We start from the raw sequence: 24,732 nt of genomic DNA on the forward strand, positions 1-24,732 counted from the left end.
ATCAGCGGGAGGCTCCATGAAGCTCATCGGGTATTTTCGGTCGTCGGCCGCGTTTCGCGTGCGAATCGCCCTCAACCTCAAGGGGATCGCCGTCGAGCATGCCTTTCGCCATCTGCGCAAGGGCGAGCAGCGCGCCCCCGACTATGCGGCAATCAATCCCCAGAAGCTGGTGCCGGCGCTGGTGCTCGATACGGGCGAGGTGCTGACACAGTCGCTGGCGATTCTCGAGTATCTGGAGGAGACGCGCCCCGAGCCACCGCTTCTGCCCAACGATCCGGTGGGCCGGGCGAGGGTGCGGTCGCTTGCGCTGATCCCGACGGCGGACATCCATCCCATCCAGAACCTGCGCGTGATGGCTTATCTACGGCAGACATACGGGCAGTCCGAGGAGGCTGCCTTCGCCTGGTCGCGCCACTGGATCGAGACCGGCTTCGAAGTCTACGAGGCCATGGTAGCGAACGATCGCCGTACCGGTGCCTTCAGTCATGGCGATCGGCCGACGATGGCGGATCTTTGCCTGGTGCCCCAGATCTTCAATGCCGGCCGCTTCAAGGTCGATATGGCCAGATACCCGACCTTGAAGCGGATCTTCGACAACTGCATGAAGCAGCCGGCCTTCGAGGCCGCTCAACCTTCGAAGCAGCCCGACGCCGAGCCGTGAAGAAGAGTCTCGTCGCGGTCCTCGCCGTGGCCGCGCTCGTCGGTCTTGGCGTGGCGGGCGTGCCGGTGGCGGAACGATACGCGGCAGGCCGGATCAAGGCCGAGATCGAGCGTGACGGCCAGGCCTCGGTGGGCGCCGTCGAGGTCGGGCTCATCGACCGCAGCGTCGTGTTGAGCGATTTCCGGTCGCACGCCTTGGGTGACCTGGCGGTTCGGCGTTGGGAGTTGCGCGGTATGGCCGAGTCGCTCGGAGACTTGCTGGCCGGCCGCACGCCGCTCGCCAACTTCAGGCTCGGCGATCCGCTGCGCGCCGACCATCTCGAGCTGGCCGACCTCCATATCGCCAATCCCTCGACCGGCGCGACCTGGACCGTCGGCTCTCTGGTGATCGACGGCCTCGATCTGGCCGCCTACGACGCAGATATCGCGGGGCCCCGTCATCCGGAGATCCTGGCCGCGCGCATCGCCGGAGCGCTCAGCTTGCAGCATGCCGAGGCACGGAACGCGAGCCATACGCTTGCCGCGACCGGCGATGCCGTCTTCGTGCGCAGCGCCGCCATCCATCGGGTGGATCGCGGCCATATCGGTGCGCTTGCCATCGCCGATATCGAGGCGACGCCCAAGGGCGCTGCGGAGGCGTCCCTCAAGGTCGACGACATACGGATGAAGGAGATCGGACTGGGGCGCATTCTCTCCCAGATCGAGAAGAATGCACGGTATCCCGATAGTTCTCTCGGCCGTGTCGATATCGGCTCGGCCAGCGCGACCGGCTTCGGCGGCACCTTGCTGTCGAGCAACGGCGTCTCGCTCGAAAGCATTTCCCTCGAAACGGTGCGCGAGGAGGTCGGCGCCAGTCGATCGCGGCTGCGCGTCGAGGATCTCGCCCTGCGTCCGGCCGCGAATCCGACCGGTGCGCGGCTTGGCATCCTGCTGCAGGCCATGGGGCTTTCGGAGCTCAAGCTCGGCCTCGACTGCGCCGGTGTCGAGCGGCGTTCGAAGGGGGAGCTTGCCATACGGCAATGCACCCTTTCCGCTGCCGATCTGGGCGAAATGACCTTGTCCGCCGAGCTTACGGGTGCAGATGAGACCTTCTGGCGCGCGGTCGACAACGGCACCATGGTTGCCCTGCCGCAATCCTCGATTGCGCTCGCGTCGGCCAGACTGGTGCTGTTCGACAGGGGGATGATCGATCGATCCGTGCGCGCCCTGGCGGCGGCGACGAACCAGTCATCGGCGGTTGCGCGTGCCAATCTGGCGCACGACATCCGCACCTATCAACCACCCGATATCCTTATCACCCAGGATATGACAAAGCTCCTCGATACGGTTGCCCGCTTCGTCGAGGAGGGCGGCACGCTTACCCTCGCTGCCAGGCCCGATCCGCCGCTCGGCCTCGCTGCGGCAAGCCGGCTGAGCATCGCCGGCCCCGATCTCGTGCACCTGCTGGGACTCTCGGCGACGCTTTCGCGCTAGACTTAGAGCCTATCCGGAAAGAACTTGAGTCGGAAGAATCTGTTGTGATTCATTGTTCGGCACTCTGTGGTTTGAGACAGGTGCCAGATGTGGACGACAGAGCATCGTCGGGCTCATGAGCGCAAGGCGCTGCGCTACCCCAGCGATTTGACGGATGCGGAATGGGCACTGGTGGCGCCGCTGATTCCCCCCGCCCGCCGTGGCGGGCGGCCGCGCGACGTCAATATGCGGGAAGTGCTGAACGCCGTGTTCTATCTGCTGTCGACCGGTTGCCAGTGGGACGCCTTGCCCAAAGACCTGCCGCCCAAGAGCACGGTGTACGACTATTTTGCGCTCTGGCGCTCGGATCGGACTCTGCTGCGCCTGCATCAGGCCCTGTATGTCCAGGTGCGCGAGGCGGCGGGACGCAAGCCCGAGCCGACAGTAGCAATCCTCGACAGTCAGAGCGCCAAAGCGGCGCAAAAAGGGGGGCCTCGATCGATCCGCAAGGCTACGACGCGGGCAAGAAGGTGACCGGTCGCAAGCGACATATCGTCGTCGATACGCTCGGCCTGTTGCTGAACGTCGTCGTCCATCGCGCCAATGTGCAGGATCGCGACGGCGTCCGCCGGCTGCTGCGCAACGCAAGACGCCGCTTTCCCTCGATCCTCAAACTCTTCGCTGATGCCGGTTATCAAGGGCCACGCGTCGCCCAAGTCGTTGCCGATATCGGCTCCTGGCAGATCGAAATCGTCAAGCGCACCGAGGCGCACAACTTCAGCGTTCTGCCCAAGCGATGGATCGTCGAGCGAACCTTCGCCTGGATCTCTCGCAACCGCAGGCTCGCTCGTGACTTCGAACGCTACGCCTGCACCGTCGTCGCCTTCATTCGCCTTGCCATGATCCGACTCATGCTCAGGCGCTTGACCAGGCCAATACATTGTTCCTGAATCACAACTTCTCGGATCGGCTCTTAGACTAGCCCTTGCGGGCCTCGGCGATCAGTTGCTTCAGCGTGTCGGCGTCGACCGCACCCGGCACGAACTGGTTGCCGATCACGAACGCCGGCGTGCCGCGCACATCGAGTGCCTGGGCGAGGGCCTGGTTGCGCTTGAGGATGTCGTCCAGCTTCGGATCTTCCATGTCCTTCTGGAGCCGGGCCACATCGATGCCGACGGACGTGGCGATCTGCAGGATCCGGTCGAGGTCGAGCTTGCCGTTGAACGACATCAACGCGTCGTGAAAGGCTTCGTGCTTGTGCTGGTTGCGCGAGGCGAGCGCAGCCAGGGCGGCCATGCGCGACGCTTCTCCCAAGATGGGCAGATCCTTGTGGACGAGCTTGACCTTGCCGTCCGCCGCGACGACCGATTTGACGGCCGGGAAGGAGCGCTTGCAGTAGGGGCACTGGTAGTCGCTGAACTCGACGATGGTGACGTCACCGTTGGGATTGCCGGAGATCGGGCTGTCCGGATCGCTCGTCAGCTCCTTGCGATGTTCCTGGATGGCCTTCTGGACGGCCGAGTCGCGCTCGACATTCTGCTTGCGCTCGAGAGCCTGCATGGCCTCGACGAGGACCTCCGGATGGGTCACGAGGTAGTCGTGGATGCTGCGGTCGAGGTCTGATCGGCTGGCGTTGCCTTTGTCCGCGACGGCGGGCGAAGAGGCGGTGACGGCAACGGGTGCCGTCGCGTGGCCGGCGACGAGCCCGCCGACCGCGATCAGGATGGCGCAAAGAAGGAGGAGAGGGAGACGCATTGGATGCTCCTGGAGGAGGGGAGGGGATCGACGCCGCTCAACGTCGGCTCGGTCGCGAGTCGATGTAGGCCTTGATGTCCTGTGCACGCTGCCAGGCGGGCGTGCCCGGCTTCAATTGGCGGACAGCGCTGTCGGCAAGCGCCTGCGCCTCGGTCGGCTGTCCGCGGCGGATGGCCATTTCCGCCCGGGCCAGCGAGGTCATGCCGTGATTATTGAGCCGCGCATAGCCGATCGACATCAGTCGCCAGAACTCGAAGCTGTCGCCTTCGCTTTGTCGGGCGACTTCGAGGTTGCGGACGGCCTCCTGGTCGTTCGCCGCATTGTTCGTTCCGAGCAGCGCGGTCGCGAGCTCGACCTTCAGGATGCCGGCGCCGGGCAGGAGCTGGACGGCCTTGCGATAGGCAGGCACCGACTCGGCGACGTGCCCGTTCTCGTACAGCATCTGCCCCTTGAGCTCGTGGAAATACGGATCGTTGGGATGTTCCTTGAGTAGTCCGTCGATGGTGAGCAGCGCCGATCCCAGTGCGCCGGTGCGATAGAGCGCGATGGCGCGGGCGTAGCGTGCTGGAACCGCGCGGTCGCCCTCGTGGTAGCGCTGCAAGGCTGCGTTGGGCGCGGTGAAGCCATAGAGCTTCGCGACCATCCGCGCGTGCATCTCGACGAACTGCGGCGAGTCTGGGACGTTGGCGTAGGGCGAGCGCGCGGTTGCCCGGTCGAAGGTCGCGATGCGCTCCGGCGTGAGTGGATGGTCGGTCAGATAGGGGTCGCGTCGGCCGATCTGCAGGCGCTCCTGATGCTCCAGGATGCGCAGGAACTGTGCCGTCCCCTTGGGCGATTGGTGGGTGCGCTCGAGATAGGTGATGGCGGCCTGGTCGGCGGCGGCCTCCTGCGCCTGCGAGTACTGCAGATAGGAATAGAGCGTGCCGGGGATCGGCGTGCCGCCCGGGCCGGTCGGTCCGCCGCGACCCATGCCGCCGCCGGCGGCCGCACCGCCGGCCATGGCGGCGCCGCCCAGCAGCATCTCGAGAATCTGCAGCGTGCTCAGCCGGCGCAGTTCCTCCTGCTGGCGCGCGAGATGGCCGCCCGCGATATGACCGGTTTCGTGCGCCAGCACGCCGATCAGTTGATTGGGCGTTTCGGTGCGCATCAGCAAGCCGGTGTTGATGAAGATCCTTTGCCCACCGGCGACGAATGCATTGAGGCTGTTGTCCTGGACGATCATGATCTGCACCGCCTCCGGATCGAGTCCGGCGACGCGCCAGATCGGCGTCAGGAACGTGCGAATTGTGTTCTCGATCTCGGCGTCGCGGACGAGATTGAGGCGTTGACCTTGCTGCGCACTCGCGGCACGAAACGGCGCCAGCGCGAACAGCGCGAGAGAGAAGAGGGTGATGATGCGTCTAAGCACGGGCGGCACGCGTTGCGCGCAGGCTAGGAACACGGGATCAAGTCGTCAATTGCGCAGCCTGGCGCTGTGCGCGCTGCTTTTGCTGTCGGCTTGTGGCGGAAATGAGACAGATCGACAGAACGCGCTCAATCCGGCGGGCATGGCGCCGCCGAAGGCAGGCTACAGCAACATCTTCGGACGCACCGAGAAGTTCGCTGCCGTGTCGGCGGACGAGGGACAGGCGGCCGAGGCGGGTCGGACCATCCTGCAGGAAGGCGGCAACGCGACCGATGCCGCAGTCGCGATGTATTTCGCCATGGCCGTTACCCTGCCCTCCGCGGCGGGCCTCGGCGCGTCCGGCGTCTGCATCGTGCACGATGCCAAGACGAGGGCGGCGGAAGCCTTCGTTTTCGCGCCCGTTGCCGCCCCCGGGCCGATCAACGGCGTATCGTTCACCGTGCCCAATGCCGTGCGGGCGATGGCCCTCATGCAGATCCGCCACGGCCAGGCGCGTTGGGAGCTCGACCTTGCGCCCAGCGAGAAAATGGCGAGCCTGGGCGTTCCGGTCTCGCGCGCCCTCGCGCGTGACCTGGCAGCGGGTGCTGCGTCCCTGAACGACGATGCGCGGCGCGTCTTTGCCCGCAATGGCACCCCGCTCGGCCAAGGCGATCGTCTCGTTCAATCCGATCTCGCCACCACTCTGGTCGCGATCCGGCGCGGCAACGGCGTCGACTTCTTCCAGGGCAACTTCGCCAGACGCCTGTCCGATCAGATTGCGCAGCTTGGCGGCAGCCTTCCGGTCGAAGCCTTGCGCAATGCCGTGCCAAAGGCGGTGACGCCGCCGTCCGAAAGCGACGGCGGCTATCGCGTCTATGCCGCTCCGCCGCCGATGGCCGGTGCGAGTGCGCTGGCCGGCTGGAAGGGCGAGCCCGCGCCGGCTGCCGCGACGCCGACCGATTCGGGCGGCTTCTCCGGCCTCGCCGCCGTGGATGAAAAAGGCAATGCGACGGCCTGCAGCTTGTCGATGGGGCGCCTCTTTGGCACCGGCCTGATGGCGCCAGGGACAGGCATGCTGCTGGGAGCGCCGACCGCGGACAGCACGGCCGTGAGCCCGGTCGTGATCGGCAACCCCAACAACGGCGAGTTCAAGTTCGCCGGCGCGGGCGGCGGCCTGCCGACCGCGAGCTATGTCACCGGCGCCATCGCCCGGGCTGCCGTCGAGGGCGGACTTCCTGTGCTGAGTGCGCTGGCCAGGAACGCGGGCCGAGGCGGCTACGTGAACGCCCTCGCCTGCCCCAACGGCATCCGAAGCGGCGGCGCGACGTGCCAGGCCGGAGCGGACCCGGCCGGGTTGGGCGCCGCGCTGATCGCGACAGCGCAGTGACGCCCATGTCACGCTCCGCATCGCGTCGTTCGGGCGCCGTCGATCCGTTCATCGTCATGGATGTCATGGCGGCGGCGGCCGAGAAGGAGGCAGCCGGCGACACCGTCATCCATCTCGAGGTGGGCCAGCCCAGCACGCCGGCGCCCAAGGAGGCGTTGATCGCGGCGCACGCCGCGCTCGACAGCGATCGCATCGGCTATGTCGCGGCGCTCGGCCTGCCGGCGTTGCGCGAACGAATCGCGCGACACTATCGCGATACCTATGGCTGCGAGGTTTCGCCCGAACGCGTGATCGTCACCACCGGCTCGTCGGGCGGCTTCCCGCTCGCCTTTCTTGCAAGCTTCGACGCTGGCGACCGCGTGGCGCTGGCCGCACCAGGCTATCCCGCCTATCGCAATATCCTGGCCGCACTCGATCTCGAAGCGGTCGACCTGCCGACCTCGGCCGCCGACCGATTCCAGCCGACCGTCGAGGCGCTCGAAAAGGCGGGGCCGATCGTCGGCCTGATCGTGGCGAGTCCCTCCAACCCCACGGGCACGATGGTGACGCGCCGCGAGCTCGCGGCCATCGCCGAATGGTGCGAGCGACGCGGCGTGCGACTGATCTCTGATGAGATCTATCACGGCATCGTCTACGAGGGCGAGGCAGTCTCCGCTGCGGAGGTGTCGGAGCAGGCGATCGTGGTCAACAGCTTCTCCAAGTATTTCTCGATGACCGGTTGGCGCGTCGGCTGGCTGGTCGTGCCGCCGGAGCTGGTGCGGCCGATCGAGCGTCTGTCGCAGAACTTCTTCATCTCCGTGCCGACGCTCAGCCAGCACGCGGCGATCGCCGCCTTCGATTGCCGCGACGAGCTCGACGGCCATGTCCGTCGCTATCGCGCCAATCGCGACCTGCTGCTGGCCGGCCTGCCGGCGGCGGGCCTCGACCGGCTGACGCCGGCCCAGGGGGCGTTCTATCTCTATGCCGACATCTCGCATCTCACCAACGACAGCCGCGACTTCTGCAAGCGCATGCTGCAGGAGGCCGGTGTCGCGACGACGCCGGGCGTGGATTTCGATCGGCTGCGGGGGGCCGGAACCCTGCGCATCTCCTTCGCCGGCTCGACGCCGGAAATGGAGGAGGCCGTGCGTCGTCTGAAGGCCTGGAGGATGAAATGAGGATCGCAATCGTGGCGCTGCTGGCAACGATCGTCGTCACGCCGGCCTGGGCGCAGACCGGTCCGAGCTTCGACTGCTCGAAGGCGTCGACGGCGATCGAGAAGACGATCTGCGGCCGGCCGGAACTGGCCAGGGCCGACCGGGCGATGGCCGGGGCATACGGCGCCCTTGCCGCGAAGCTGACCGGCGCTGCAAAGGACCACTTGATGAAAGATCAGGCGCACTGGATCGCCTCGCGCGACAAGGCCTGCACCGGCGGTGCCGAAGAGATCGCGCGCTGTCTCGGGCAGCGCTACGCGGCGCGCCTGGAGAACCTCCAGGCGTTCGGCCAGGAGACCTATCCCTTCATCAGCGGGCAGACGCTCTTCAAGGAAGGGAAGGTCGGCAAGGTCGGCTACGCCATCGACGCCGCCTGGCCGCGGTTCGACGGCACGACGGCGGACTTTTCGGCATTCAACCGCCATCTCGCCGATCTCGCCCGCAAGGCGGGCGACGAGGCGATCCCCGATCGTCATGCCGGAGCCGATGCATCGTTCGAGCAGACCTGGACCTACGATCAGTACTTCACACTGCAGCGGCCGTCGGCCGATGCCGTCGCCGTGGCGATCAGGTTCTACGGCTATACCGGCGGTGCGCACGGCATGAGCGGAACCACCGCCTATCTTGTCGACCTGCGCAGCGGGCGGGCCGTCCCGCCCAGCGCCGTCTTCGCCAGGGGCGACGGCTGGCTCAAGGTGCTCGTGCCGTTGGTGCACGACGATCTCAAGAAGCAGTTCGACGCCGGCAAGCCGGGCTTCGAGGATGCGATCACGCCGGACAAGCTCGCCAAGCTCCTGCACGAGGCGGATCACTACTACTACCGGCGCGACAAGCTCGAGCTGATCTTCGACGCCTATGTCGTTGGACCATACGTGTCCGGCCCGTTCACCGTCGACATCCCCTACGCGACCCTGAAGCCGCTTCTGGCCGCCGAAGGGCCGCTCGGCAGCCTTCGCTAGTGGAGCTTGCGGCGGTCGCGCAGCGGCGGGGCGGCCGACGCGGCCGTTGCCTGCCGACGCTCCTCGACGGCGGGGACGGGAGCGGAGTGGTGGCCGAGGATGTGCCACCTGTCGTTCAGGCGAACGAAGCTGTTGGTCGCCATGAGCTGGCCGTTGGCCAGGATCTCGCGACAGACGACCAGGGCGAGACCGCTGCGGCCCACGATCCATTCGTCGGTGCAGCGCACGCGCGGCGACTCCGGATGGCGCATGATGGCGCGCCAGCTCGCCATGATTGCCGCCCGGTCGAGCAACGGCGCCTGCCCGGGATGCAGGCAGACCATCGCCCCGGTCGGTGCCCACAGCAGATCCATCGCGTCGTGGTCGCGATCGTTGAAGGCGCGGTAGAAGGCGCGATTGGCGGCCAGGACCGCCTCGCGCTCCTCGTCGTCGAATTCCGCCAGGAGCAGCGGCAGGCGGGGCGAGCGGCGCGGCATTCGATCTCCGAAACTCCGTGGTTGCGCGCCGTAGCTTTAGCCGACAGAGAGGAGCCGTCCAACTGTCGAGAACGACGATGTCCATTCCCAAGCTCGAATTCCCGCCGTTCCATCTGCCCAGCGAGGCCGAAATGCTGCGCGAGGAGGTGCGCACCTTCCTCGAGGAGACGCTGCCCCGGATCAAGACCGAGGACCGGTTCGCGAGCTGGAACACGCCCTCGCCGGAGTTCAGCCGCGAGATGGGCAAGAAGGGCTGGATCGGCATCACCTGGCCGAAGAAGTACGGCGGATCGGAGAAGAGTTTTCTCGATCGCTACGTTGTCACCGAGGAGCTGCTGGGCAACAGTGCGCCGGCCGGCTCGCACTGGGTCGCCGACCGGCAGTCCGGCCCGCTGCTGCTGCGCTTCGGCAGCGAAGAGCAGCGCCAGGCGATCCTGCCACGCATCACCAGGGGCGAATGCTTCTTCAGCATCGGCATGAGCGAGCCCGACTCGGGTTCGGATCTCGCCTCGGTGCGCACGCGTGCCGAGCCGGTGCCCGGCGGTTTCCGCGTCAACGGCACCAAGGTCTGGACTTCGGGCGCGCACCGCAATCACTACTGCATCGCACTGGTGCGCACCTCCGGCCAGCATGGCGACCGCCACAAGGGGCTGAGCCAGATCCTGGTCGATCTCAAGACGCCCGGCGTCACCATCCGGCCGATCATCAATCTCGCCGGCCGGCACGACTGGAACGAGGTGACGTTCAGTGACGCCTTCATCCCGGAGAGCTGCCTGATCGGCAACGAGGGCGACGGCTGGCTGCAGGTGACGAGCGAGCTTGCCTTCGAACGGTCCGGCCCGGAGCGCTTTCTGCAGAATTTCTATGTCCTGCGCGAGCTGGTGCGGGTGCTGGGCCGCCAGCCCGCGCGCCGGGTGGCGTCCGTTCTCGGCCGGCTGGTCGCCCGTCTCTGGACCCTGCGGCAGATGTCGGTTGCGGTCGCGGGCATGATGCAGGGCGGAAAGTCGCCCGCCATCGAGGCGGCGCTCGTCAAGGATCTCGGCACGATCTACCAGCAGGACCTGCCCGAGGTGGCGCGCACCCTCGCCGAGTCGGATGCCACCACCGAGGAGGACATGGCCGACTTCCTCGATATCGCGCAGTACGCCACCATCATGGCGCCGAGCTACACCATCCAGGGCGGTACGACCCAGGTCCTGCGCGGCATTGTCGCCCGTGGTCTGGGATTGCGGTGAGAAAGGAGATGACGACGATGGATCGTGAAACGCGCGATATGCTGCTCGAGACCGCCGATCGCTTCTTCACCAACCGCTGCGGCCGCGACGTCGTGAACGGCGTGGAGAAAGGCGTCTGGCCGGTCGATCTCTGGAAGGAGATCGAGGAGATGGGCCTGCCGCTGATCGCTGTCGACGACGACAGAGGCGGTACGGGCGGTACGCTGGCCGACATGCTGGCGGTGCTGCGCCTTGCCGGCGCGCATGCGGTCCCGGTCCCGCTCGCCGAGACGGCGCTGGCGAACCTGCTGGTCTCGGTGGCCGGAGCGACGCCAGCCGCAGGGCCCGGCACGCTGGCGCTCGGCACCTTGGCGCTCGCCGGCAACCGTCTGAGCGGCACGGTCGGGCGTGTTCCGTTCGCGTCGGTCGCCCAGCGGTTCGTCACGGTCGTGCCGGCGGCGGACGGACCGAAGGTCGCGATCATCCCGGCGGGCAATGCGACGGTCACCGACACGCCGAGCCATGCCGGCGAGCCCTACGGCACGGTGAGCTTCGAGAATGCCGCCTGCGAATTCGTCGGCGCCTCGCCTGTCGGCGCCGACCGCGCCTACGAGCTCGCCGCGCTGATGCGCGCGATGCAAATGGCAGGCGCCGCCGACAAGGTGCTGGCCACCGTCGTCGAATACTGCAAGCAGCGCGTCCAGTTCGGCCGGCCGATCTCGACCTTCCAGGCGATCCAGCAGATGCTGGCCGAGCTTGCGAGCTATGTCGCCGCCATTGTCGCCTCGGCCGAGACCGCAGCCCGCGATGCCGACGAGAGCGGCCTGGCGGAAGGCGGCAGCTTCTCGATCGCGGCGGCCAAGTGCCAGGCCTCGGACTTCGCCCAGCGCGTCGCCGCCATTGCGCACCAGTCGATGGGCGCCATGGGCTTCACCCATGAGCACATCCTGCATCACTACACGCGACGGCTCTGGGTGTGGCGGCGCGATTTCGGCAGCGAGACCTTGTGGGGCGAGAAGATCGGCTCGGCTTACGCCAAGGCTGGCCCGCGGGCCTTGTGGCCGGCGCTGAGTGCCAGCAGGTTCGCGGCATAAGTTCCAGACCTCAATCGCCGAGCGCGGCGAGACCGGCGTCGATATCGGCGGAGCTGAGCTCCCAGCTGTTGTCGAAATTGGCGACGATCTCGCGCATGAAAGCCTGATGCAGGGTCTCGGCGCGCCGCGGGTCGCCGAGGTGGTCGACCAGGAGAGCGAAAGCGAGCTGCGCGGGCTCGGGGCCCTCGTAGCTCCATTCGAAGCCGTTCCTCGACAATGTCTTGAGGTCGGTGCGCGGATCGAGCGGCTTGCCGTCGACCAGCACCTGGATGCCGTCGATCGTGCGATCGCCGGTGTAGGTCTTCATGACGCCTTTTTCCCGGCCTTCGCGTCGGACGGATGGCGCACGACCTCGGGAAAGATCCAGAGCGAGATCACCGTGAACGGCCCGAGAAAGGCGACCGCCCATTGCGGGCCGGTCTGGCCGAGATGGCCCATGTAGAACCAGCCGGCGACCGCGACGAGCGCGACCGTCAGGGTGAGCGGGAATTTGACCCGGAAGGGCATGGCGCGTCCTCCTCCTGCCTCACTGCGCAGGTCGCAGCTTGGCGGTCTCTTGCGGGCGCGGTGTGCGCGCGGTCTTGCGCATGTCGGTTTTCACGTACCTCGTGTCGTAGCCGTTGAACAGGGTGCCGATCAGGCCGCGGTCGAGGTCGGAGGTGCCGAACGCCCAGTCCATGATGGGGAAGGTGAGGTTCATGTTCCGCTCCATCATGATCGACTGCGCATGATGGGCGACGTGATGCCGACGCAGCGTGTTGACGAACGGCATGTGCCGCACGAACGCATTCTCGTCGACATGGCAGCAGAAATGCATGAATTCGTAGATCAGATAGACCGACGTCGTGGTGGCGATGAAAAGCCAGCCGACATTGGCGCCGAACAGCTGCCCCAGCACGATGGCGCCCGGAATGGACATCAAGGTGAAGGTGGCGAGCGCATAGGGCGGGAAGAAGGTCACGCGATAGTCGAGATGGTCGGCGAAGCGCATCTCCCGGTCGGTGAAGAACTGGTGATGCATCAGCGTATGGCGATTGTAGACCGCGCGGAACACTGCGTTCTGCGACGGGCGATGCATCACGTAGCGATGCAGCCACCATTCGAAGAAGTTGCAGAACAGGAAGGTGAGCGGCACGATGAGCCACTCGAGCGGCGTCACGCGGTGGAGATTCGCGACGTAGATGTAAAGCGCCGTGAAGCCGATGACATAGATGATCGCGATATGGAGATGACCATTGTACCAGCCCGACACGCGCTGGCGGTAGTTGGCGCGATACTGCCTCTGTCGGTCGGACATCGGGCTCGAAGCCAGTTCCATGGTCGTTTCCTCCGGGTGTGCATCTGATATATCAGCTGCATGTCACGAGGTCAAAGAGGCCGATCTCCTGCTGAATTGGATCACCGATCGGATGCCGCGGCCGGCCTTCAGGTCGTCGAACCCGCGGTTGATCTCCTCGAGGCGGAGGCGGCGCGTCACATAGGGGTCGAGCTGCAGCTTGCCGTCGAGGTAAGCCCTTGCAAGACGAGGGAAATCGCGGGCCGGACGCGCGCCGCCATAGCTGCTGCGCACGATCCGCTTCTCGCCCATCAGCGAGCCCCAGCGGAAGGCGACGTCGTCGTTCACACCGGCCTTGCCGAGCCATACGATCTGGCCGCCGGCGCGGCAGGCTTCGGCGGAAAGGCGGAAGGCGGCCCCGTTGCCCGCCGACTCGAGCACGCAGTCGACTCCACGGCCGCTCGTCAGCTTGCCGGCGAGCGCCAACGCATCGTCGTCGGGGACCGTGGCCGCATGAGTGGCGCCGACCTGCTGCGCGAGCGCCAGCCGCTCGCGATTGCGGTCGACGGCAAGGATGGTGGTCGCGCCGGCGAGGCGCGCGCCTTGCACCGCCGAGAGACCGACCGCGCCGCAGCCGATCACCATGACGGTATCGCCGTAACCGAGTTTCGCGACATTGATCGCGGCGCCCACGCCCGTCATCACTCCGCAGCCGATCAGGCAGGCGCGATCGAGCGGCATGTCGGCCGGCAAGGCGATGGCGCAGGCATCGGTGACGATGGCGTATTCGGCGAAGCCCGCGATATAGAACATGGTGCGCAGCGGCGCGCCCCCCAGCCTGAGACGCGTCGTGCCGTCGAACTGGACTGCTTGCGGGCCGTGCCCGACATAGGTTTCGCACAGGATCGGCTGGCCGCGCTCGCAATGGAAGCAGTGGCCGCAGTGCGGGTTCCAGGAGAGCACGACGCGCTCGCCGCATCGTCCCGGAGCCACCGCGCTGCCGATCTCCTCGATGACGCCCGCGGTCTCGTGGCCGAGCACGATCGGCATGGGGTAGGCGAGCTGCCCCTCGATCACCTCGAGATCGGTATGGCAGAGGCCGGCGGCGGCGATGCGCACCAGTACATCGTCGGGCTGCAGGTCGACGGCTTCGATCGTCTCGATCGCAAGCGGCGTGCGTGGCGCGCGCAGAACGGCGGCACGGAACTGCATGATGCTCATCCGATCGATTTGCGCGAGAAATCCTGGATGTAGTCGATGAGCCGGTCGGAGGCGACGGCGGCGGCATCGGGATCGCCGGCGGCCACGGCGCGCGCGACAGCGGCATGGAGCCGGGCGGCGAGCGGCATGTCGGCCACCTGCTTGTAATGGACGTACCAAAAGCGCCGGGCGAGGCCGTTGATGATCCGCATCGCCGCCGTGGCGAATTCGTTGGCCGCCGCCTCGAGCAGCAGCAGGTTGAAAGCGCGGTCGAGACGCATGAAGGCCATGTCATCCTGGCGTTCGGCCGCTTGCTCCATCACCTCGGCGATGGAGTCGAAGCGGTTGCGGACCTCTGGCGGGCTGCGCTGGGCGGCGGAGCGCGCGAGCAGCCGCTCGATCTCGCGGCGCACTTCCAGCAACCGCAACTGCGCCGCCACATCGATGTCGGTCACGATGACGCCGCGGCGGGGCAGGATCTGGACCAGCCCTTCGCTCGCCAGCCGCTGTAGCGCCTCACGCACCGGGGTGCGTCCGAAGCCGAGACGGGCGCTGAGGCCCGCTTCGCTCACGACGCTGCCGGGCGGGATTCGCAAGGTGACGATCTCCTCCTCGAGCGCGCGCCAGGCGCGTTCGGTGAGGGAGCTTTCCTGTGATTCGAGAGAAGGGGTCGCGCGCCGTGCGCTGCGCCTTGCGGACTTCGGTCTGGCGATCCGGATCTGTTCCAACAGTGACACTCGCGTTGTATGTCACTGATATATCAGCGGTGGCCGGCCAGCGCCAACCCGCCGCGCGCGAGTCCGGTTACGGCTCTAGTGAGTTGTCCGTGCGCTTTCCATGCCGTTTGGGCGGACGACCTTGAAGGTCCGGTCGCCGATCAGGGCAGACACCGCGATCGTCTTGGTGATGCCGGTCGCCAGTTGCTCGATCCGGGCGTGGGGAATGCCGACATAGGGCTGGATCTGGCAAACCCGCCACAGGTCCTGCTCTGGTGCGGGCGCACCGAAGGTGAAAACGCAGCCTGTCGACAGTTCGGGCGGCCGGCCCAGCCTCGATTTCAGGAAAGAGACGACACCCATAACCTCTCCCCACCTCACTTATTAAATGAAGAATATCACATAACCATGCATAAACAAATAACTTTTATTGGGAGCGATATGGTTTGCTTTTCAACTTTTGTACGCGATCAGGAGCGCACCGGCGGCAATCAGGGCGACGCCGAGCCAGTTGAGAGCGGCAAGCTTCTCGCCGAGGAAGACGACGCCGGACACGGCCACGAGGACGATGCTGAGCTTGTCGATCGGTGCCACGCGCGCAGCATCCCCGAGCTTGAGGGCCCGGAAGTAGCAGAGCCACGACGCGCCCGTCGCGAGGCCGGACAGGACAAGGAACGTATAGGTGCGCGTGGAAACCGAGTTCGGCGCCTGCCACTGGCCGGTCGCGGCGACCAGCACGGCCACGACGCCCAGAATGACCAGCGTGCGGATCAGCGTCGCGAAGTCGGAGTTGATATCCTCGACGCCCACCTTGGCGAAGATCGCGGTGAGGGCGGCGAAAGCCGCAGACAGGAGCGCCCACGGTAGCCAACCGGCGAGGAGTCCCGACTGCATGAAGCCTCCTGGAGCGCTTTCATCCCGAACACCGCCCGCAACGCCGGCGATGTTGCAAAAGGTCTCCCACTGCGTCCGGACGACATGGGGTGCGACGTTGCCGTCAGCGTCGCCACCAGCCGCGCTTGGGATTCGCCGGTGGCGTGTCGGCCGAGATCGTCGGGACTACGACCGACGGGGGTGGCGGCTCGGTCGAAGGCTCGGCCTGCACCGGCACCGGCTGCGGCGCTGCCGCGACGACCGGCTCCGGCGGCGGCGCGATCGACGGCGCGGCTGCCGGCGCGATGCTGTCGGCCAGCGCGGCCGGAGAGTCGTAAACCGGTTGCTCCACGGGCATGTGGCCGCCCGCCATCTGTTCCACCGGCTGGCCGTTCATGGGCGTCAACGGTGTGGCAGGCTGGTCCGTGGGCGACGCATCGGTGTCCATCCGCTGCTCGCCCGTATGATCGGCCGCATCGCCGTCGCCATTCTCGCGCCGCCGGCGTCGTCCGCCGCGACGGCCACGCCGCCGTCGCCGCTCGCCGTCGGCATGCTCGCCCTCCGCATGCTCGCCCTCGGCATGCTCTTCGGACGCCGTGACGCGGTTCTCCTCGCCTTCGGCCCCGCCTTCTTCGGGCAGGGAGCTTTCGCCCGCGTCGGCTTGCCGTTCGGCACCGTTGCCGGCCCCGGCATGCTCGCCCTCGGCCTCGCTTGCGGCATGATCCGACTCGTCGCGCCGCCCGCCGCGGCGGCGACGCCGCCGGCGTCGCCGGCTGCGGCCTTCGCCTTCTTCCTCGCCGGCGCGTTCGGCTGACGCCTCGTCGCCTTCGCCCTCGGCGGTCGTCTCGCCTTCGACGGCGTCGTAGCTGGCGCGCGCAAGCTCCGGCGCCGGCCGCTGATCGTCGGCGCGGCGCGTGCGCACACGCTCGATCTCGCAGTCGGCGGCGTGCATCTCCTCGTCCGCCTCGACGGTGACGTCGAAGCCGTATCGCTTCTCGATCTCCGACAGCGTGTGGCGCTTCTGGTTGAGGAGGTAGAGCGCCACATTGGGCGGCACGCTGACCACGATCTCGCTGGCGCGCCGGCGCACGCCTTCCTCCTCGATGGCGCGCAGCGCGTGCAGCGCCGCCGACTCGATCGAGCGAACGCGACCCGTGCCGGCGCAATGCGGACAGATCTCGGTCGAATGCTCGAGCAGCGAGGGCCGCAGCCGCTGGCGCGACATCTCCAGCAGACCGAAGGCCGAGATACGGCCGATCTGGATGCGCGCGCGATCGGCGCGCATCGCCTCCTTGACCTTGTGCTCGACCTGGCGCTGGTGGCGCGTCTCCTCCATGTCGATGAAGTCGATGACGATCAGGCCGGCGAGGTCGCGCAGGCGCACCTGGCGGGCCACTTCCTCGGCCGCCTCGATGTTGGTGCGCAGCGCCGTCTCCTCGATGTTGCGCTCCTTGGTGGAGCGGCCGGAGTTGACGTCGATGGCGACCAGCGCCTCGGTCGGGTTGATGACGATGTAACCGCCGCTGCGCAACTGCACCACCGGCGAGTGCATGGCGTCGAACTGGCTTTCGACCTGATAGCGGTGGAAGAGGGGGATCGGCTCGTCGTACAGCTCGACCTTGTTCGCCTGGTGCGGCACGAGCTGGCGCATGAACTCGGACGCCGCCTGGAAGCCGGCCTCGCCTTCGACCAGCACCTGGGCGATATCGGTGTCGTAGACGTCGCGCAGCGAGCGCTTGATGAGATCGCCTTCCTCGTAGATCAACGCCGGCGCCGTCGACCGCATGGTGAGCTCGCGGATCGAGTCCCAGAGTCGCGACAGATATTCGTAGTCACGCTTGATGTCGAGGTTGGAGCGCTCCAGGCCCGCGGTGCGCAGGATCACGCCCATGCCCTGCGGCACGTCGAGCTGCGCCAGCATCTCCTTCATGCGCTTGCGGTCGTTGGGATTGGAGATCTTGCGCGAGATGCCGCCGCCGCGCCCGGCATTGGGCATCAGCACGCAGTAGCGGCCGGCCAGCGAGAGGTAGGTGGTGAGCGCCGCGCCCTTGTTGCCGCGTTCCTCCTTCACGACCTGAACCAGCAGGATCTGGCGGCGCTTGATCACCTCCTGGATCTTGTAGGTGCGGACGGGATGGCGGCGGCGGCGCTCGCGCGTCTCGCGCTCCTCGCCGGCCACGTCGTCGCCACCCAGCGTCTCGACGGTGATCTCGGGCTGCGGCGCTTCGGCAGGATCGGTCACCGGCGCCTCGGTCGCGCCTTCGGGATGGACTGCCGCCGACGGTTCGGCTGCCTCGACCGGCACTTCGGCTGACCCTTCGGCCGAAGGCTCCTCGGTCGGCCCGGCGACGCGGTCGACCGCGACGGCCGCCGGTTGCGCGCTCTCGAGGACATCGACCGGCACCGGCTCGCCGGGTGCCTCGAACGGCGGCGGCTCGCCGGGTGCCTCGAACGGCGGCGGCTCGACCATCGACGCAGGTTCCGGGTCGACGACGGGCGCATCGCCATCGGGCGCCTCGGAAGAAACGGCGATCGGATCGGATTCCTCCGCGCCGTTGCCGTTGCCGTCGCTCTCGCCCTCGGCAAGCGGCACTTCGAGGGGCAGGCCCTCGGCCGCGGCGACTGCCTCGGCACGCTCGGCGCGGACCTCCTCGATGTCGGTCCGGTCGACCTTGTTGGAAGGCGGCTCCTGCTCCTGCTCCTGCTCGGCCTCCTCGTGCAGGCGCTGCTGCTCGGCGATCAAACGTTCGCGATCGGCGATAGGGATCTGATAGTAGTCGGGGTGGATTTCCGAGAAGGCGAGGAAGCCGTGGCGGTTGCCGCCATATTCCACGAACGCCGCCTGCAGCGACGGCTCGATGCGGATCACCTTGGCGAGATAGATGTTGCCTTTGAGAGGCTTGCGCGATGCGGTCTCGAAATCGAATTCTTCCAGACGCGTTCCGTCGACGACGACCACCCGCGTTTCCTCGGGGTGGCTGGCATCAATGAGCATTCGCCTTGCCATGGGCTCGCTCCCGAGGCGTCAAGTCCCGCCGGCGCGAGCAACCAGCGGCCATTGCCGCCTCTTTGGCGCGAGGGGAGCGGTGCGCCATCGACCCGTCGAACGGCCAAACACCAGGCCAAGACGGGGAAGCATCGCGCCGCCGGACCGTACGGGTCCTGCCACCTCGAGGTTTCCTGATAGCCACCGCCTGCCTGACAATCCCGCGGACCTTGCCCTGGGGAGGGGGGCCGGCGGGCTTGCCGTCGGAGCGCGGCCTCCACGGGAGGGCGCTTCGAACGACGGCGACTGCTCGCGGATCGCAACATACGGGGTTCGGCAAGAAGCGACAACCCAAACGTTGATGGCGTGCAAATCGTCGCATAACGTTCTGAAAAATATTGTCTTTGCTGATCTTTTCATGTTTTACTTTAAGAAAGCCGCATAACAACTGAACCCCTCTGACCGACTGGCGCTGGCCATGACTGACGTTCGCCGTCGCGATCTGATCGCCGCCTCTCTCGCTGCGGCAACCGTGATCATCGGCGCCAATTCGGCGCTCGCCGGGCCGCGGAAGTCGTGGAAGAAGCCGGCTGCGCCTGCCATCAGGCGCCACGGAAAGGCGACCCCGAAGCCCAAGATCATCGTCCTCGACGCGGGCCATGGCGGCAAGGATCCCGGGGCGCTCGGCGTGCACGGCACGCAGGAGAAGCGGGTGGTCATCAAGGTGGCGCATTACCTGCAGGGCCAGCTCCAGGCCGGCGGCCGCTATCGTGTCGTGCTCACCCGTACGGGAGATACCTTTATCCCCCTGCGCGAGCGCGTGGCGCGGGCCGAGGAGGTCAAGGCCGACCTCTTTCTGTCGATCCACGCCGATTCGCATCCCGACTCCAGCGTGCGCGGCGCCTCGGTCTATACGTTGTCGGAAGAGGCGAGCGACCGCGAGGCCGAGGCACTGGCGGCAAGAGAGAATGCCTGTGATCTCGCGACCCTGAACCTCAGCCGACACACGGACAGGGTGGCACAGACGCTGGTGGCCATGTCGCAACGCGGCACGGTGAACGACTCCCGCCGCTTTGCCGAGACCATCGTCGACACCTTCGGCAAGAACGGCGTACGCCTGCTGCGCCACAGCCATCGGGAGGCGGGCTTTGCCGTGCTGACCTCGCCGGATATTCCGGCGGCGCTGGTCGAGCTCGGCTTCCTCTCCAATCGTTACGACGAGAAGCTGCTTACCGTCGCACGCCACCAGGCGGCGCTCGGCCGCGCGCTCCAAGCCTCGGTCGATGCCTATTTTGCGGCCGCATCTGCCACAAGAAAGGCGTAACTGCCCGCAACTATCTTTCGCTGCGTTGCGCCGCATCGTCCCCGGCATGGCGGGGGCGACACAAAGGCCCTTGGCTGCGCAGGGACGAAAAGACCTGTAGAAGGTGACTGTGATTCGCTTCGTCAAAGTGCTGCTGGCCTTCTGCCTGGCCGGCCTGATCGTCGGCGTGGGAACCGTGGCGGGCCTGTTCTGGCATTTCAGCCATGGCCTGCCCGACCACAAGCAGCTTGCCGACTACCAGCCGCCCACCGTGTCGCGTCTCTACGCCGCCGATGGCCGGTTGCTGGCCGAGTTCGCCCGCGAGAAACGGATATTCGTGCCCGTTGCCGCCATGCCCAAGCGCTTGCTCGAGGCCTTCATCGCCGCCGAGGACCAGCGCTTCTACAGCCATCCCGGCGTTGATTTCATCGGCATGGCGCGGGCGGCGATCACCGATCTCGCCAATCCCGGCAGGCGGCCGGAGGGCGCCTCGGGCATCACCCAGCAGGTCGCCAAGAACTTCCTGCTCTCCAACCAGGCGACGATCTCGCGCAAGATCCGCGAGGCCATTCTCGCCTTCCGCATCGAGCAGGCCTATTCCAAGGACCACATTCTCGAGCTCTATCTCAACGAGATCTATCTCGGCGCGGGCAACTACGGCGTGGCGTCGGCGGCGCTGAACTACTTCGACCGGTCGCTGGGCGAGCTCAGCCTGTCGGAGATCGCCTATCTCGCGGGGCTGCCCAAGGCGCCCAACCGCTACAACCTCGTGCGCAACCCGCAGGAAGCATATGCGCGACGCGACTACGTGCTGGGCCGCATGCGCGAGGACGGCTACATCACCGCCGCCGAGGAGAAGGCGGCGAAGGCCGAGAAGCTGCACTACCGCAAGCGCGGGCCCACAGAGGTCGTGACCGCCGACTATTTCGCCGAGGAGGCGCGGCGCAACCTGCTCGCCGCCTATGGCGACAAGGGCCTCTACGAGGGTGGCCTCACGGTCATGACCTCGCTCGATCCCGCGATCCAGGAGACGGCCGACAAGGCGTTGCAGGCCGGTCTCATCGCCTATGACCGCCGGCACGGCTGGCGCGGGCCCTACGCCCGCATCGCCGACATGGGCCCGGACTGGCAGGAGGAGTTCGCGCGCATCCAGCAGCGCCGGCCGCTGTACGGTCCCTCGACGTGGCAACTCGCCGTCGTGACCAAGGTCGACCCGAAGGAGGCGGTCATCGGGGGCCTGCCCGAGGACGGCGCGAACACCGGCACGGGCAGCGTGCCGTTCGCCGAGATGCGCTGGGCCTGCAGGACGGGCCCCGAGCAGACGGTCGGGGCCTGTCCCAGCCGGCCCGCCAACGTCGTCCATGTGGGCGATGTGATCGTGGTGGAGAAGGTCGAGAAGGACGCGCAAGGCAAGCCCTATCCGCCCGACACCTATGGCTTTCGCCAGGTCCCCAACGTGAACGGTGCGGTGATCGTGATGGAGCCGCAGACGGGCCGCATCCTCGCCATGTCGGGCGGCTGGTCCTACGGCATGAGCCAGTTCAACCGGGCCGTGCAGGCGCAGCGCCAGCCTGGCTCCTCGTTCAAGCCCTTCGTCTACGTAGCGGCGATGGACGCCGGGCTGACGCCGTCCACCCTCGTGCTCGACGCGCCGTTCGAATACAACCCGGGCTATGGCCAGCCGATCTGGCGGCCCGGCAATTACCAGAACGAGGCGCCGCTCGGTCCCGCCACGGTGCGCCGTGGCCTCGAGCAGTCGCGCAATCTCATGACAGTGCGCATGGCGCAGCAGATCGGCATGAAACGGGTGGTCGATGTCGCCCGCGAGTTCGGCATCGCCGATAACATGGCGGCCTATCTGCCGATGGCGCTGGGCGCCGTCGACACGACGCTCTTGCGCATGACCATGGCGCACGCCGAGCTCGCCAACGGCGCGCGCCGCATCACGCCGAGCCTGATCGATCGGGTGCAGGACCGCGAGGGCAAGACGATCTATCGCCATGATCCCCGCATCTGCGAGGGCTGCGGCGAGGCGCCGGCCGGCCAGAAGCCCGCGCCGCCGCGCATCGTCGACCCACGCAAGCCGTTCCACGATCCGGCCTCGGTCTACCAGGTGGTCAACATGATGCTGGGCGTGACCACGCGCGGCACCGCCGCCCAGCTTGCCAAGCTCGGCCGGCCGATCGCCGGGAAGACCGGCACCACCAACGATTCCAAGGACACCTGGTTCTTCGGCTCCACGCCCGACCTCACGATCGGCGTCTATGTCGGCTTCGACGATCCGCGCACGCTCGGCCGCATGGAGACAGGCAGCGGCACCGCGGCGCCGATCTACGAGCGCATCGCCAAGGTGGTCTACAAGGGCAAGCCGCCCACGCCCTTCCGCGTGCCGCCGGGGCTCAGGCTCGTGCGCGTCGATCACGACACCGGTCAGCCCGCCTGGCCCGGCGATCCCAATGCCATCGACGAGTTCTTCAAGCCCGGCACCGAGCCCTTCGGCGACAACCAGCAGCAGGTGCTTGACGGCTCCGCCTCGATTTCGGGTATAGACCCGTCAGAGGGCGGTGCGATGTCGTCCGGCGGCGGTCTGCCGCGCGGCACCCTCACCGGCACCGGCGAAACTTATTGATTGTTGGAGAGCGCCACTATGGTGGCGCAATCATGAGCGCCACTGGAGTAGCGCGCTCCCCTGAAGGAAGAGTTGAGACATGCGCGCCGAAGCTCAGGCCATGGTGAACGAGATCGAGGAGTCGCTGGCGCTCCTGAGGAGGCGTCTTTGACTACGACCGTGCCGTCGTACGTCTTGCCGAGCTGAACGCGCGCGCCGAGGATCCGGCGCTGTGGAACGATCCGAAAGAGGCCCAGACCGTGATGCGCGAGCGCACGCGGCTCGAAGGGGCCATCGCCACCATAAAGGAGCTGCGCGCGGCGATCGACGACAATGTCGGCTTGATCGAGATGGCCGAGGCCGAGAAGGACGAGGCCATGATCGCCGACGCGGAGCGGTCGCTCGCCGAGGCACGCACGGCAGCCGCGAAGGCGAGGCTCGAGACGCTGCTGTCGGGCGAGGCCGATCCCAACAACGCCTATGTCGAGATCAACGCCGGCGCCGGCGGCACCGAGGCGCAGGACTGGGCCGAGATGCTGGCGCGCATGTACACGCGCTGGGCCGAGCGGCGCGGCTTCAAGGTCGCCTGGCTGGAGGAGAGCGCGGGCGAGGAGGCGGGCATCAAGTCCTGCGCCTTCAAGGTCGAGGGTCACAACGCCTATGGCTGGCTGAAGACCGAATCGGGCGTGCATCGCCTGGTGCGCATCAGTCCGTTCGATTCGAACGCGCGGCGCCAGACGTCGTTCGCCTCGGTCTGGGTCTATCCCGAGGTCGACGAGAACATCGACATCGAGATCCTCGACAAGGACCTGCGCGTCGACACCTATCGCGCGTCGGGCGCGGGCGGCCAGCACGTCAACAAGACCGATTCAGCGGTGCGCATCACCCACCTCCCGACCGGCATCGCCGTCGCCGTCCAGCAGGAGCGCAGCCAGCACCAGAACCGCGCCAAGGCGATGCAGATGCTGAAGGCGCGGCTCTACGAGGTCGAGTTGCAGAAGCGCGAGGCCGAGCGGCTCGAGGCGGAGGCCAACAAGACCGACATCGGCTGGGGCCATCAGATCCGCTCGTATGTGTTGCAGCCCTACCAGATGGTGAAGGACCTGCGCACCAACGTCGAACGCAGCGACCCCCAGAAGGTGCTGGACGGCGACCTCGACGAATTCATGGCCGCCTCCCTTGCCGCGCGCGTCGGAGAGGGCAAGGATAAGGCGGCGGCGTGATGCCGATCCCGGCGTCGCCGACCGGAGGGGCGCTTCCATGTCCGACGGATTGCTGGGCTTCGACGCGGCCGCGGTCTACGCGCTCTGGCAAAAGGCTTTGGAGCGCCGGCATAGGGACCCCGAGGGCGCAATCGGCGCCGCGCGCACGCTTCTGGAAGCGGTATGCCGGCATGTCCTGAACGAGAGGGGAGTCACCTCCCGTGCGGCCATGGATCTGCCGGCCCTTATGAAGATGGCCGTCGAGCAGCTCGATGTCGCCCCGACGCTGCATGTCCAGGCGGCATTCAAGCGCCTCCTCGCCGATACGGCGAGCGTCATCGAAGGGCTCGGCGCCCGCACGAAGCCCTCGGCGCGACACGCCCAGCTCGCGGTCAACATGGCGGGAGCGGCTGCGCTTTTCATCGTCGAGAGCTGGGAAGTCCGGGTCGAGGAGGAGTTCCTGGAAATGATGGACGACAGCAAGGGCGGTTGAGCAGACGCCTCACCGGGGCAAGGTCAGAGCCTGCCCTTGCCTTCGTCCGGCGTCCCTGCCCGCAGGGCGGCGACGATGCGCTCGACCAGGCGGCCCAGATCCGCATCGGACGGGCTCCATCCGAGATCGACGGCTTCGTCCCACGCGAGGATCCCCGAGACGAAGAACCAGAGCGCCGCCGGCCCCGGCTGCCGTGCGCGGTCGAGAATTTCCCTTCCGTGCGCCTCGAAAGCGTTCGCCAGCGTCATGAGGCGCATCGCCAAGGCGTCATGGGCGGCGTCGAATTCCGTCCATCCAGCCGGATTGCCTGCGTGACCTTCATCCTTTGGATAGATCATCATCGCTCGGTCTCCTCGATCGCCCTCGTTGTCGGATACGAGAGACGTGGCGGCGACTTTGGGGGCGTCGCCGAGGCTTTATGAAGGCTCCTGCGTCGTCGTGCAGGAGGAGGGCGAGTTGACCCCATCCGACGTTACGTACACACTGTGTATGTAAATC

The 24,732-nt window shown here is 67.0% G+C and carries 23 protein-coding genes and 1 pseudogene; 12 read left to right on the forward strand and 12 right to left on the reverse strand.

The genetic code is table 11. The features are described 5' to 3' along the window. Positions 1-16: 16 nt before the first annotated feature. The 3 genes and pseudogenes from maiA (at position 17) to OJF58_RS21120 (ending at position 3,062) form a co-directional block, all read left to right on the forward strand. Entirely contained in the window at positions 17-661 is a 645-nt protein-coding gene (maiA, locus tag OJF58_RS21110; RefSeq protein ID WP_300779718.1) for a maleylacetoacetate isomerase, read from the forward strand. Further along, positions 658-2,133 (forward strand): hypothetical protein, encoded by a 1,476-nt coding sequence (locus OJF58_RS21115; RefSeq protein ID WP_300779719.1) that lies wholly within the window; start codon positions 658-660, stop codon positions 2,131-2,133. Before maiA ends, OJF58_RS21115 begins: the two co-directional genes overlap by 4 nt. An 87-nt stretch (positions 2,134-2,220) precedes the next feature. Beyond that, a pseudogene (locus OJF58_RS21120) lies at positions 2,221-3,062 on the forward strand (IS5 family transposase). A gap of 28 nt (positions 3,063-3,090) precedes the next feature. Here OJF58_RS21120 and OJF58_RS21125 read toward each other — a convergent pair. Beyond that, positions 3,091-3,867 (reverse strand): DsbA family protein, encoded by a 777-nt coding sequence (locus OJF58_RS21125; RefSeq protein WP_300779720.1) that lies wholly within the window; start codon positions 3,865-3,867, stop codon positions 3,091-3,093. 37 nt (positions 3,868-3,904) lie between these two features. Further along, on the reverse strand, positions 3,905-5,275 hold the full coding sequence (locus OJF58_RS21130) for a M48 family metalloprotease (protein WP_300779721.1): 1,371 nt from the start codon (positions 5,273-5,275) through the stop codon (positions 3,905-3,907). 139 nt (positions 5,276-5,414) lie between these two features. On the opposite strand from OJF58_RS21130, the gene OJF58_RS21135 reads away from it, so the two are divergent. From OJF58_RS21135 to OJF58_RS21145, 3 genes are read left to right on the forward strand one after another with little or no spacing between them, the layout of a single operon-like run. After that, on the forward strand, positions 5,415-6,638 hold the full coding sequence (locus tag OJF58_RS21135; protein WP_300779723.1) for a gamma-glutamyltransferase: 1,224 nt from the start codon (positions 5,415-5,417) through the stop codon (positions 6,636-6,638). A 5-nt stretch (positions 6,639-6,643) separates the two neighbouring features. Further along, on the forward strand, positions 6,644-7,795 hold the full coding sequence (locus OJF58_RS21140) for a pyridoxal phosphate-dependent aminotransferase (protein ID WP_300779724.1): 1,152 nt from the start codon (positions 6,644-6,646) through the stop codon (positions 7,793-7,795). Further along, the gene (locus OJF58_RS21145) at positions 7,792-8,793 is read left to right on the forward strand and encodes a DUF3298 domain-containing protein (RefSeq protein ID WP_300779725.1); all 1,002 of its coding nucleotides are present in this window, start codon (positions 7,792-7,794) and stop codon (positions 8,791-8,793) included. The genes OJF58_RS21140 and OJF58_RS21145 overlap by 4 nt, the downstream gene beginning before the upstream one ends. Here the strand turns inward: OJF58_RS21145 and OJF58_RS21150 are convergent. Next, on the reverse strand, positions 8,790-9,269 hold the full coding sequence (locus OJF58_RS21150; RefSeq protein ID WP_300779726.1) for a nuclear transport factor 2 family protein: 480 nt from the start codon (positions 9,267-9,269) through the stop codon (positions 8,790-8,792). The two genes, OJF58_RS21145 and OJF58_RS21150, sit on opposite strands and share 4 nt — an antisense overlap. A gap of 77 nt (positions 9,270-9,346) precedes the next feature. Here OJF58_RS21150 and OJF58_RS21155 point away from each other — a divergent pair, with 77 nt between their 5' ends. After that, entirely contained in the window at positions 9,347-10,504 is a 1,158-nt protein-coding gene (locus OJF58_RS21155; RefSeq protein ID WP_300779728.1) for an acyl-CoA dehydrogenase family protein, read from the forward strand. Positions 10,505-10,521: 17 nt separating this feature from the next. Next, positions 10,522-11,577 carry an acyl-CoA dehydrogenase family protein gene (locus tag OJF58_RS21160; protein WP_300779729.1) on the forward strand — a complete coding sequence of 352 codons (1,056 nt, stop codon included), beginning with the start codon at positions 10,522-10,524 and terminating at the stop codon, positions 11,575-11,577. A gap of 10 nt (positions 11,578-11,587) precedes the next feature. Here the strand turns inward: OJF58_RS21160 and OJF58_RS21165 are convergent, their stop codons facing one another. The 8 genes from OJF58_RS21165 to OJF58_RS21200 all read right to left on the reverse strand — a co-directional run bounded on the left by OJF58_RS21165 (position 11,588) and on the right by OJF58_RS21200 (position 18,649). Then, positions 11,588-11,884 carry a DUF6166 domain-containing protein gene (locus OJF58_RS21165; RefSeq protein WP_300779730.1) on the reverse strand — a complete coding sequence of 99 codons (297 nt, stop codon included), beginning with the start codon at positions 11,882-11,884 and terminating at the stop codon, positions 11,588-11,590. Then, positions 11,881-12,084, reverse strand: coding sequence for a hypothetical protein (locus OJF58_RS21170; RefSeq protein ID WP_300779731.1), 204 nt, complete (start codon positions 12,082-12,084; stop codon positions 11,881-11,883). The genes OJF58_RS21165 and OJF58_RS21170 overlap by 4 nt, the downstream gene beginning before the upstream one ends. Positions 12,085-12,103: 19 nt before the next feature. Beyond that, the gene (locus OJF58_RS21175) at positions 12,104-12,895 is read right to left on the reverse strand and encodes a sterol desaturase family protein (RefSeq protein ID WP_300779733.1); all 792 of its coding nucleotides are present in this window, start codon (positions 12,893-12,895) and stop codon (positions 12,104-12,106) included. 42 nt (positions 12,896-12,937) lie between these two features. Further along, positions 12,938-14,065 (reverse strand): Zn-dependent alcohol dehydrogenase, encoded by a 1,128-nt coding sequence (locus tag OJF58_RS21180; RefSeq protein WP_300779734.1) that lies wholly within the window; start codon positions 14,063-14,065, stop codon positions 12,938-12,940. A gap of 5 nt (positions 14,066-14,070) precedes the next feature. After that, the gene (locus tag OJF58_RS21185) at positions 14,071-14,781 is read right to left on the reverse strand and encodes a GntR family transcriptional regulator (RefSeq protein ID WP_300779736.1); all 711 of its coding nucleotides are present in this window, start codon (positions 14,779-14,781) and stop codon (positions 14,071-14,073) included. Between the two features lie 84 nt (positions 14,782-14,865). Continuing rightward, positions 14,866-15,132 (reverse strand): hypothetical protein, encoded by a 267-nt coding sequence (locus OJF58_RS21190; RefSeq protein WP_300779738.1) that lies wholly within the window; start codon positions 15,130-15,132, stop codon positions 14,866-14,868. 90 nt (positions 15,133-15,222) lie between these two features. Further along, positions 15,223-15,663, reverse strand: a complete 441-nt coding sequence (locus tag OJF58_RS21195; RefSeq protein WP_300779739.1) for an EamA family transporter — start codon at positions 15,661-15,663, stop codon at positions 15,223-15,225. A gap of 103 nt (positions 15,664-15,766) precedes the next feature. Next, complete coding sequence (locus OJF58_RS21200) at positions 15,767-18,649, reverse strand: Rne/Rng family ribonuclease (protein ID WP_300779740.1); 2,883 nt, start codon at positions 18,647-18,649, stop codon at positions 15,767-15,769. 457 nt (positions 18,650-19,106) lie between these two features. On the opposite strand from OJF58_RS21200, the gene OJF58_RS21205 reads away from it, so the two are divergent. The 4 genes from OJF58_RS21205 (at position 19,107) to OJF58_RS21220 (ending at position 24,234) form a co-directional block, all read left to right on the forward strand. Beyond that, positions 19,107-19,952, forward strand: coding sequence for an N-acetylmuramoyl-L-alanine amidase (locus OJF58_RS21205; protein ID WP_300779742.1), 846 nt, complete (start codon positions 19,107-19,109; stop codon positions 19,950-19,952). 109 nt (positions 19,953-20,061) lie between these two features. Next, complete coding sequence (locus OJF58_RS21210; RefSeq protein ID WP_300779744.1) at positions 20,062-22,560, forward strand: penicillin-binding protein 1A; 2,499 nt, start codon at positions 20,062-20,064, stop codon at positions 22,558-22,560. A 79-nt stretch (positions 22,561-22,639) separates the two neighbouring features. Beyond that, a protein-coding gene (gene prfB, locus OJF58_RS21215) for a peptide chain release factor 2 (RefSeq protein WP_366526793.1) occupies positions 22,640-23,762 on the forward strand; the annotation gives its coding sequence in 2 pieces (ribosomal slippage) (positions 22,640-22,708 and positions 22,710-23,762; 1,122 coding nt in all). Positions 23,763-23,799: 37 nt separating this feature from the next. Further along, a complete protein-coding gene (locus tag OJF58_RS21220) occupies positions 23,800-24,234 on the forward strand; it encodes a hypothetical protein (protein ID WP_300779748.1) in 435 nt (144 codons plus the stop codon). 23 nt (positions 24,235-24,257) lie between these two features. Here OJF58_RS21220 and OJF58_RS21225 read toward each other — a convergent pair whose 3' ends face one another. Beyond that, a complete protein-coding gene (locus OJF58_RS21225; protein ID WP_300779750.1) occupies positions 24,258-24,575 on the reverse strand; it encodes a hypothetical protein in 318 nt (105 codons plus the stop codon). Positions 24,576-24,732 lie beyond the last annotated feature (157 nt).

Origin of the sequence: Enhydrobacter sp. (assembly GCF_030246845.1) — a bacterium.
GTDB lineage: Bacteria > Pseudomonadota > Alphaproteobacteria > Reyranellales > Reyranellaceae > Reyranella.

Excerpts from the sequence above, each read along its gene's own strand:
- maiA (WP_300779718.1), top strand. The coding sequence starts at position 17 with ATGAAGCTCATCGGGTATTTTCGGTCGTCGGCCGCGTTTCGCGTGCGA.
- OJF58_RS21125 (WP_300779720.1), bottom strand. The coding sequence starts at position 3,867 with ATGCGTCTCCCTCTCCTCCTTCTTTGCGCCATCCTGATCGCGGTCGGC.
- OJF58_RS21135 (WP_300779723.1), top strand. The coding sequence starts at position 5,415 with ATGGCGCCGCCGAAGGCAGGCTACAGCAACATCTTCGGACGCACCGAG.
- OJF58_RS21140 (WP_300779724.1), top strand. The coding sequence starts at position 6,644 with ATGTCACGCTCCGCATCGCGTCGTTCGGGCGCCGTCGATCCGTTCATC.
- OJF58_RS21145 (WP_300779725.1), top strand. The coding sequence starts at position 7,792 with ATGAGGATCGCAATCGTGGCGCTGCTGGCAACGATCGTCGTCACGCCG.
- OJF58_RS21150 (WP_300779726.1), bottom strand. The coding sequence starts at position 9,269 with ATGCCGCGCCGCTCGCCCCGCCTGCCGCTGCTCCTGGCGGAATTCGAC.
- OJF58_RS21155 (WP_300779728.1), top strand. The coding sequence starts at position 9,347 with ATGTCCATTCCCAAGCTCGAATTCCCGCCGTTCCATCTGCCCAGCGAG.
- OJF58_RS21160 (WP_300779729.1), top strand. The coding sequence starts at position 10,522 with ATGGATCGTGAAACGCGCGATATGCTGCTCGAGACCGCCGATCGCTTC.
- OJF58_RS21165 (WP_300779730.1), bottom strand. The coding sequence starts at position 11,884 with ATGAAGACCTACACCGGCGATCGCACGATCGACGGCATCCAGGTGCTG.
- OJF58_RS21170 (WP_300779731.1), bottom strand. The coding sequence starts at position 12,084 with ATGCCCTTCCGGGTCAAATTCCCGCTCACCCTGACGGTCGCGCTCGTC.
- OJF58_RS21175 (WP_300779733.1), bottom strand. The coding sequence starts at position 12,895 with ATGGAACTGGCTTCGAGCCCGATGTCCGACCGACAGAGGCAGTATCGC.
- OJF58_RS21180 (WP_300779734.1), bottom strand. The coding sequence starts at position 14,065 with ATGCAGTTCCGTGCCGCCGTTCTGCGCGCGCCACGCACGCCGCTTGCG.
- OJF58_RS21190 (WP_300779738.1), bottom strand. The coding sequence starts at position 15,132 with ATGGGTGTCGTCTCTTTCCTGAAATCGAGGCTGGGCCGGCCGCCCGAA.
- OJF58_RS21195 (WP_300779739.1), bottom strand. The coding sequence starts at position 15,663 with ATGCAGTCGGGACTCCTCGCCGGTTGGCTACCGTGGGCGCTCCTGTCT.
- OJF58_RS21200 (WP_300779740.1), bottom strand. The coding sequence starts at position 18,649 with ATGGCAAGGCGAATGCTCATTGATGCCAGCCACCCCGAGGAAACGCGG.
- OJF58_RS21205 (WP_300779742.1), top strand. The coding sequence starts at position 19,107 with ATGACTGACGTTCGCCGTCGCGATCTGATCGCCGCCTCTCTCGCTGCG.
- OJF58_RS21220 (WP_300779748.1), top strand. The coding sequence starts at position 23,800 with ATGTCCGACGGATTGCTGGGCTTCGACGCGGCCGCGGTCTACGCGCTC.
- OJF58_RS21225 (WP_300779750.1), bottom strand. The coding sequence starts at position 24,575 with ATGATGATCTATCCAAAGGATGAAGGTCACGCAGGCAATCCGGCTGGA.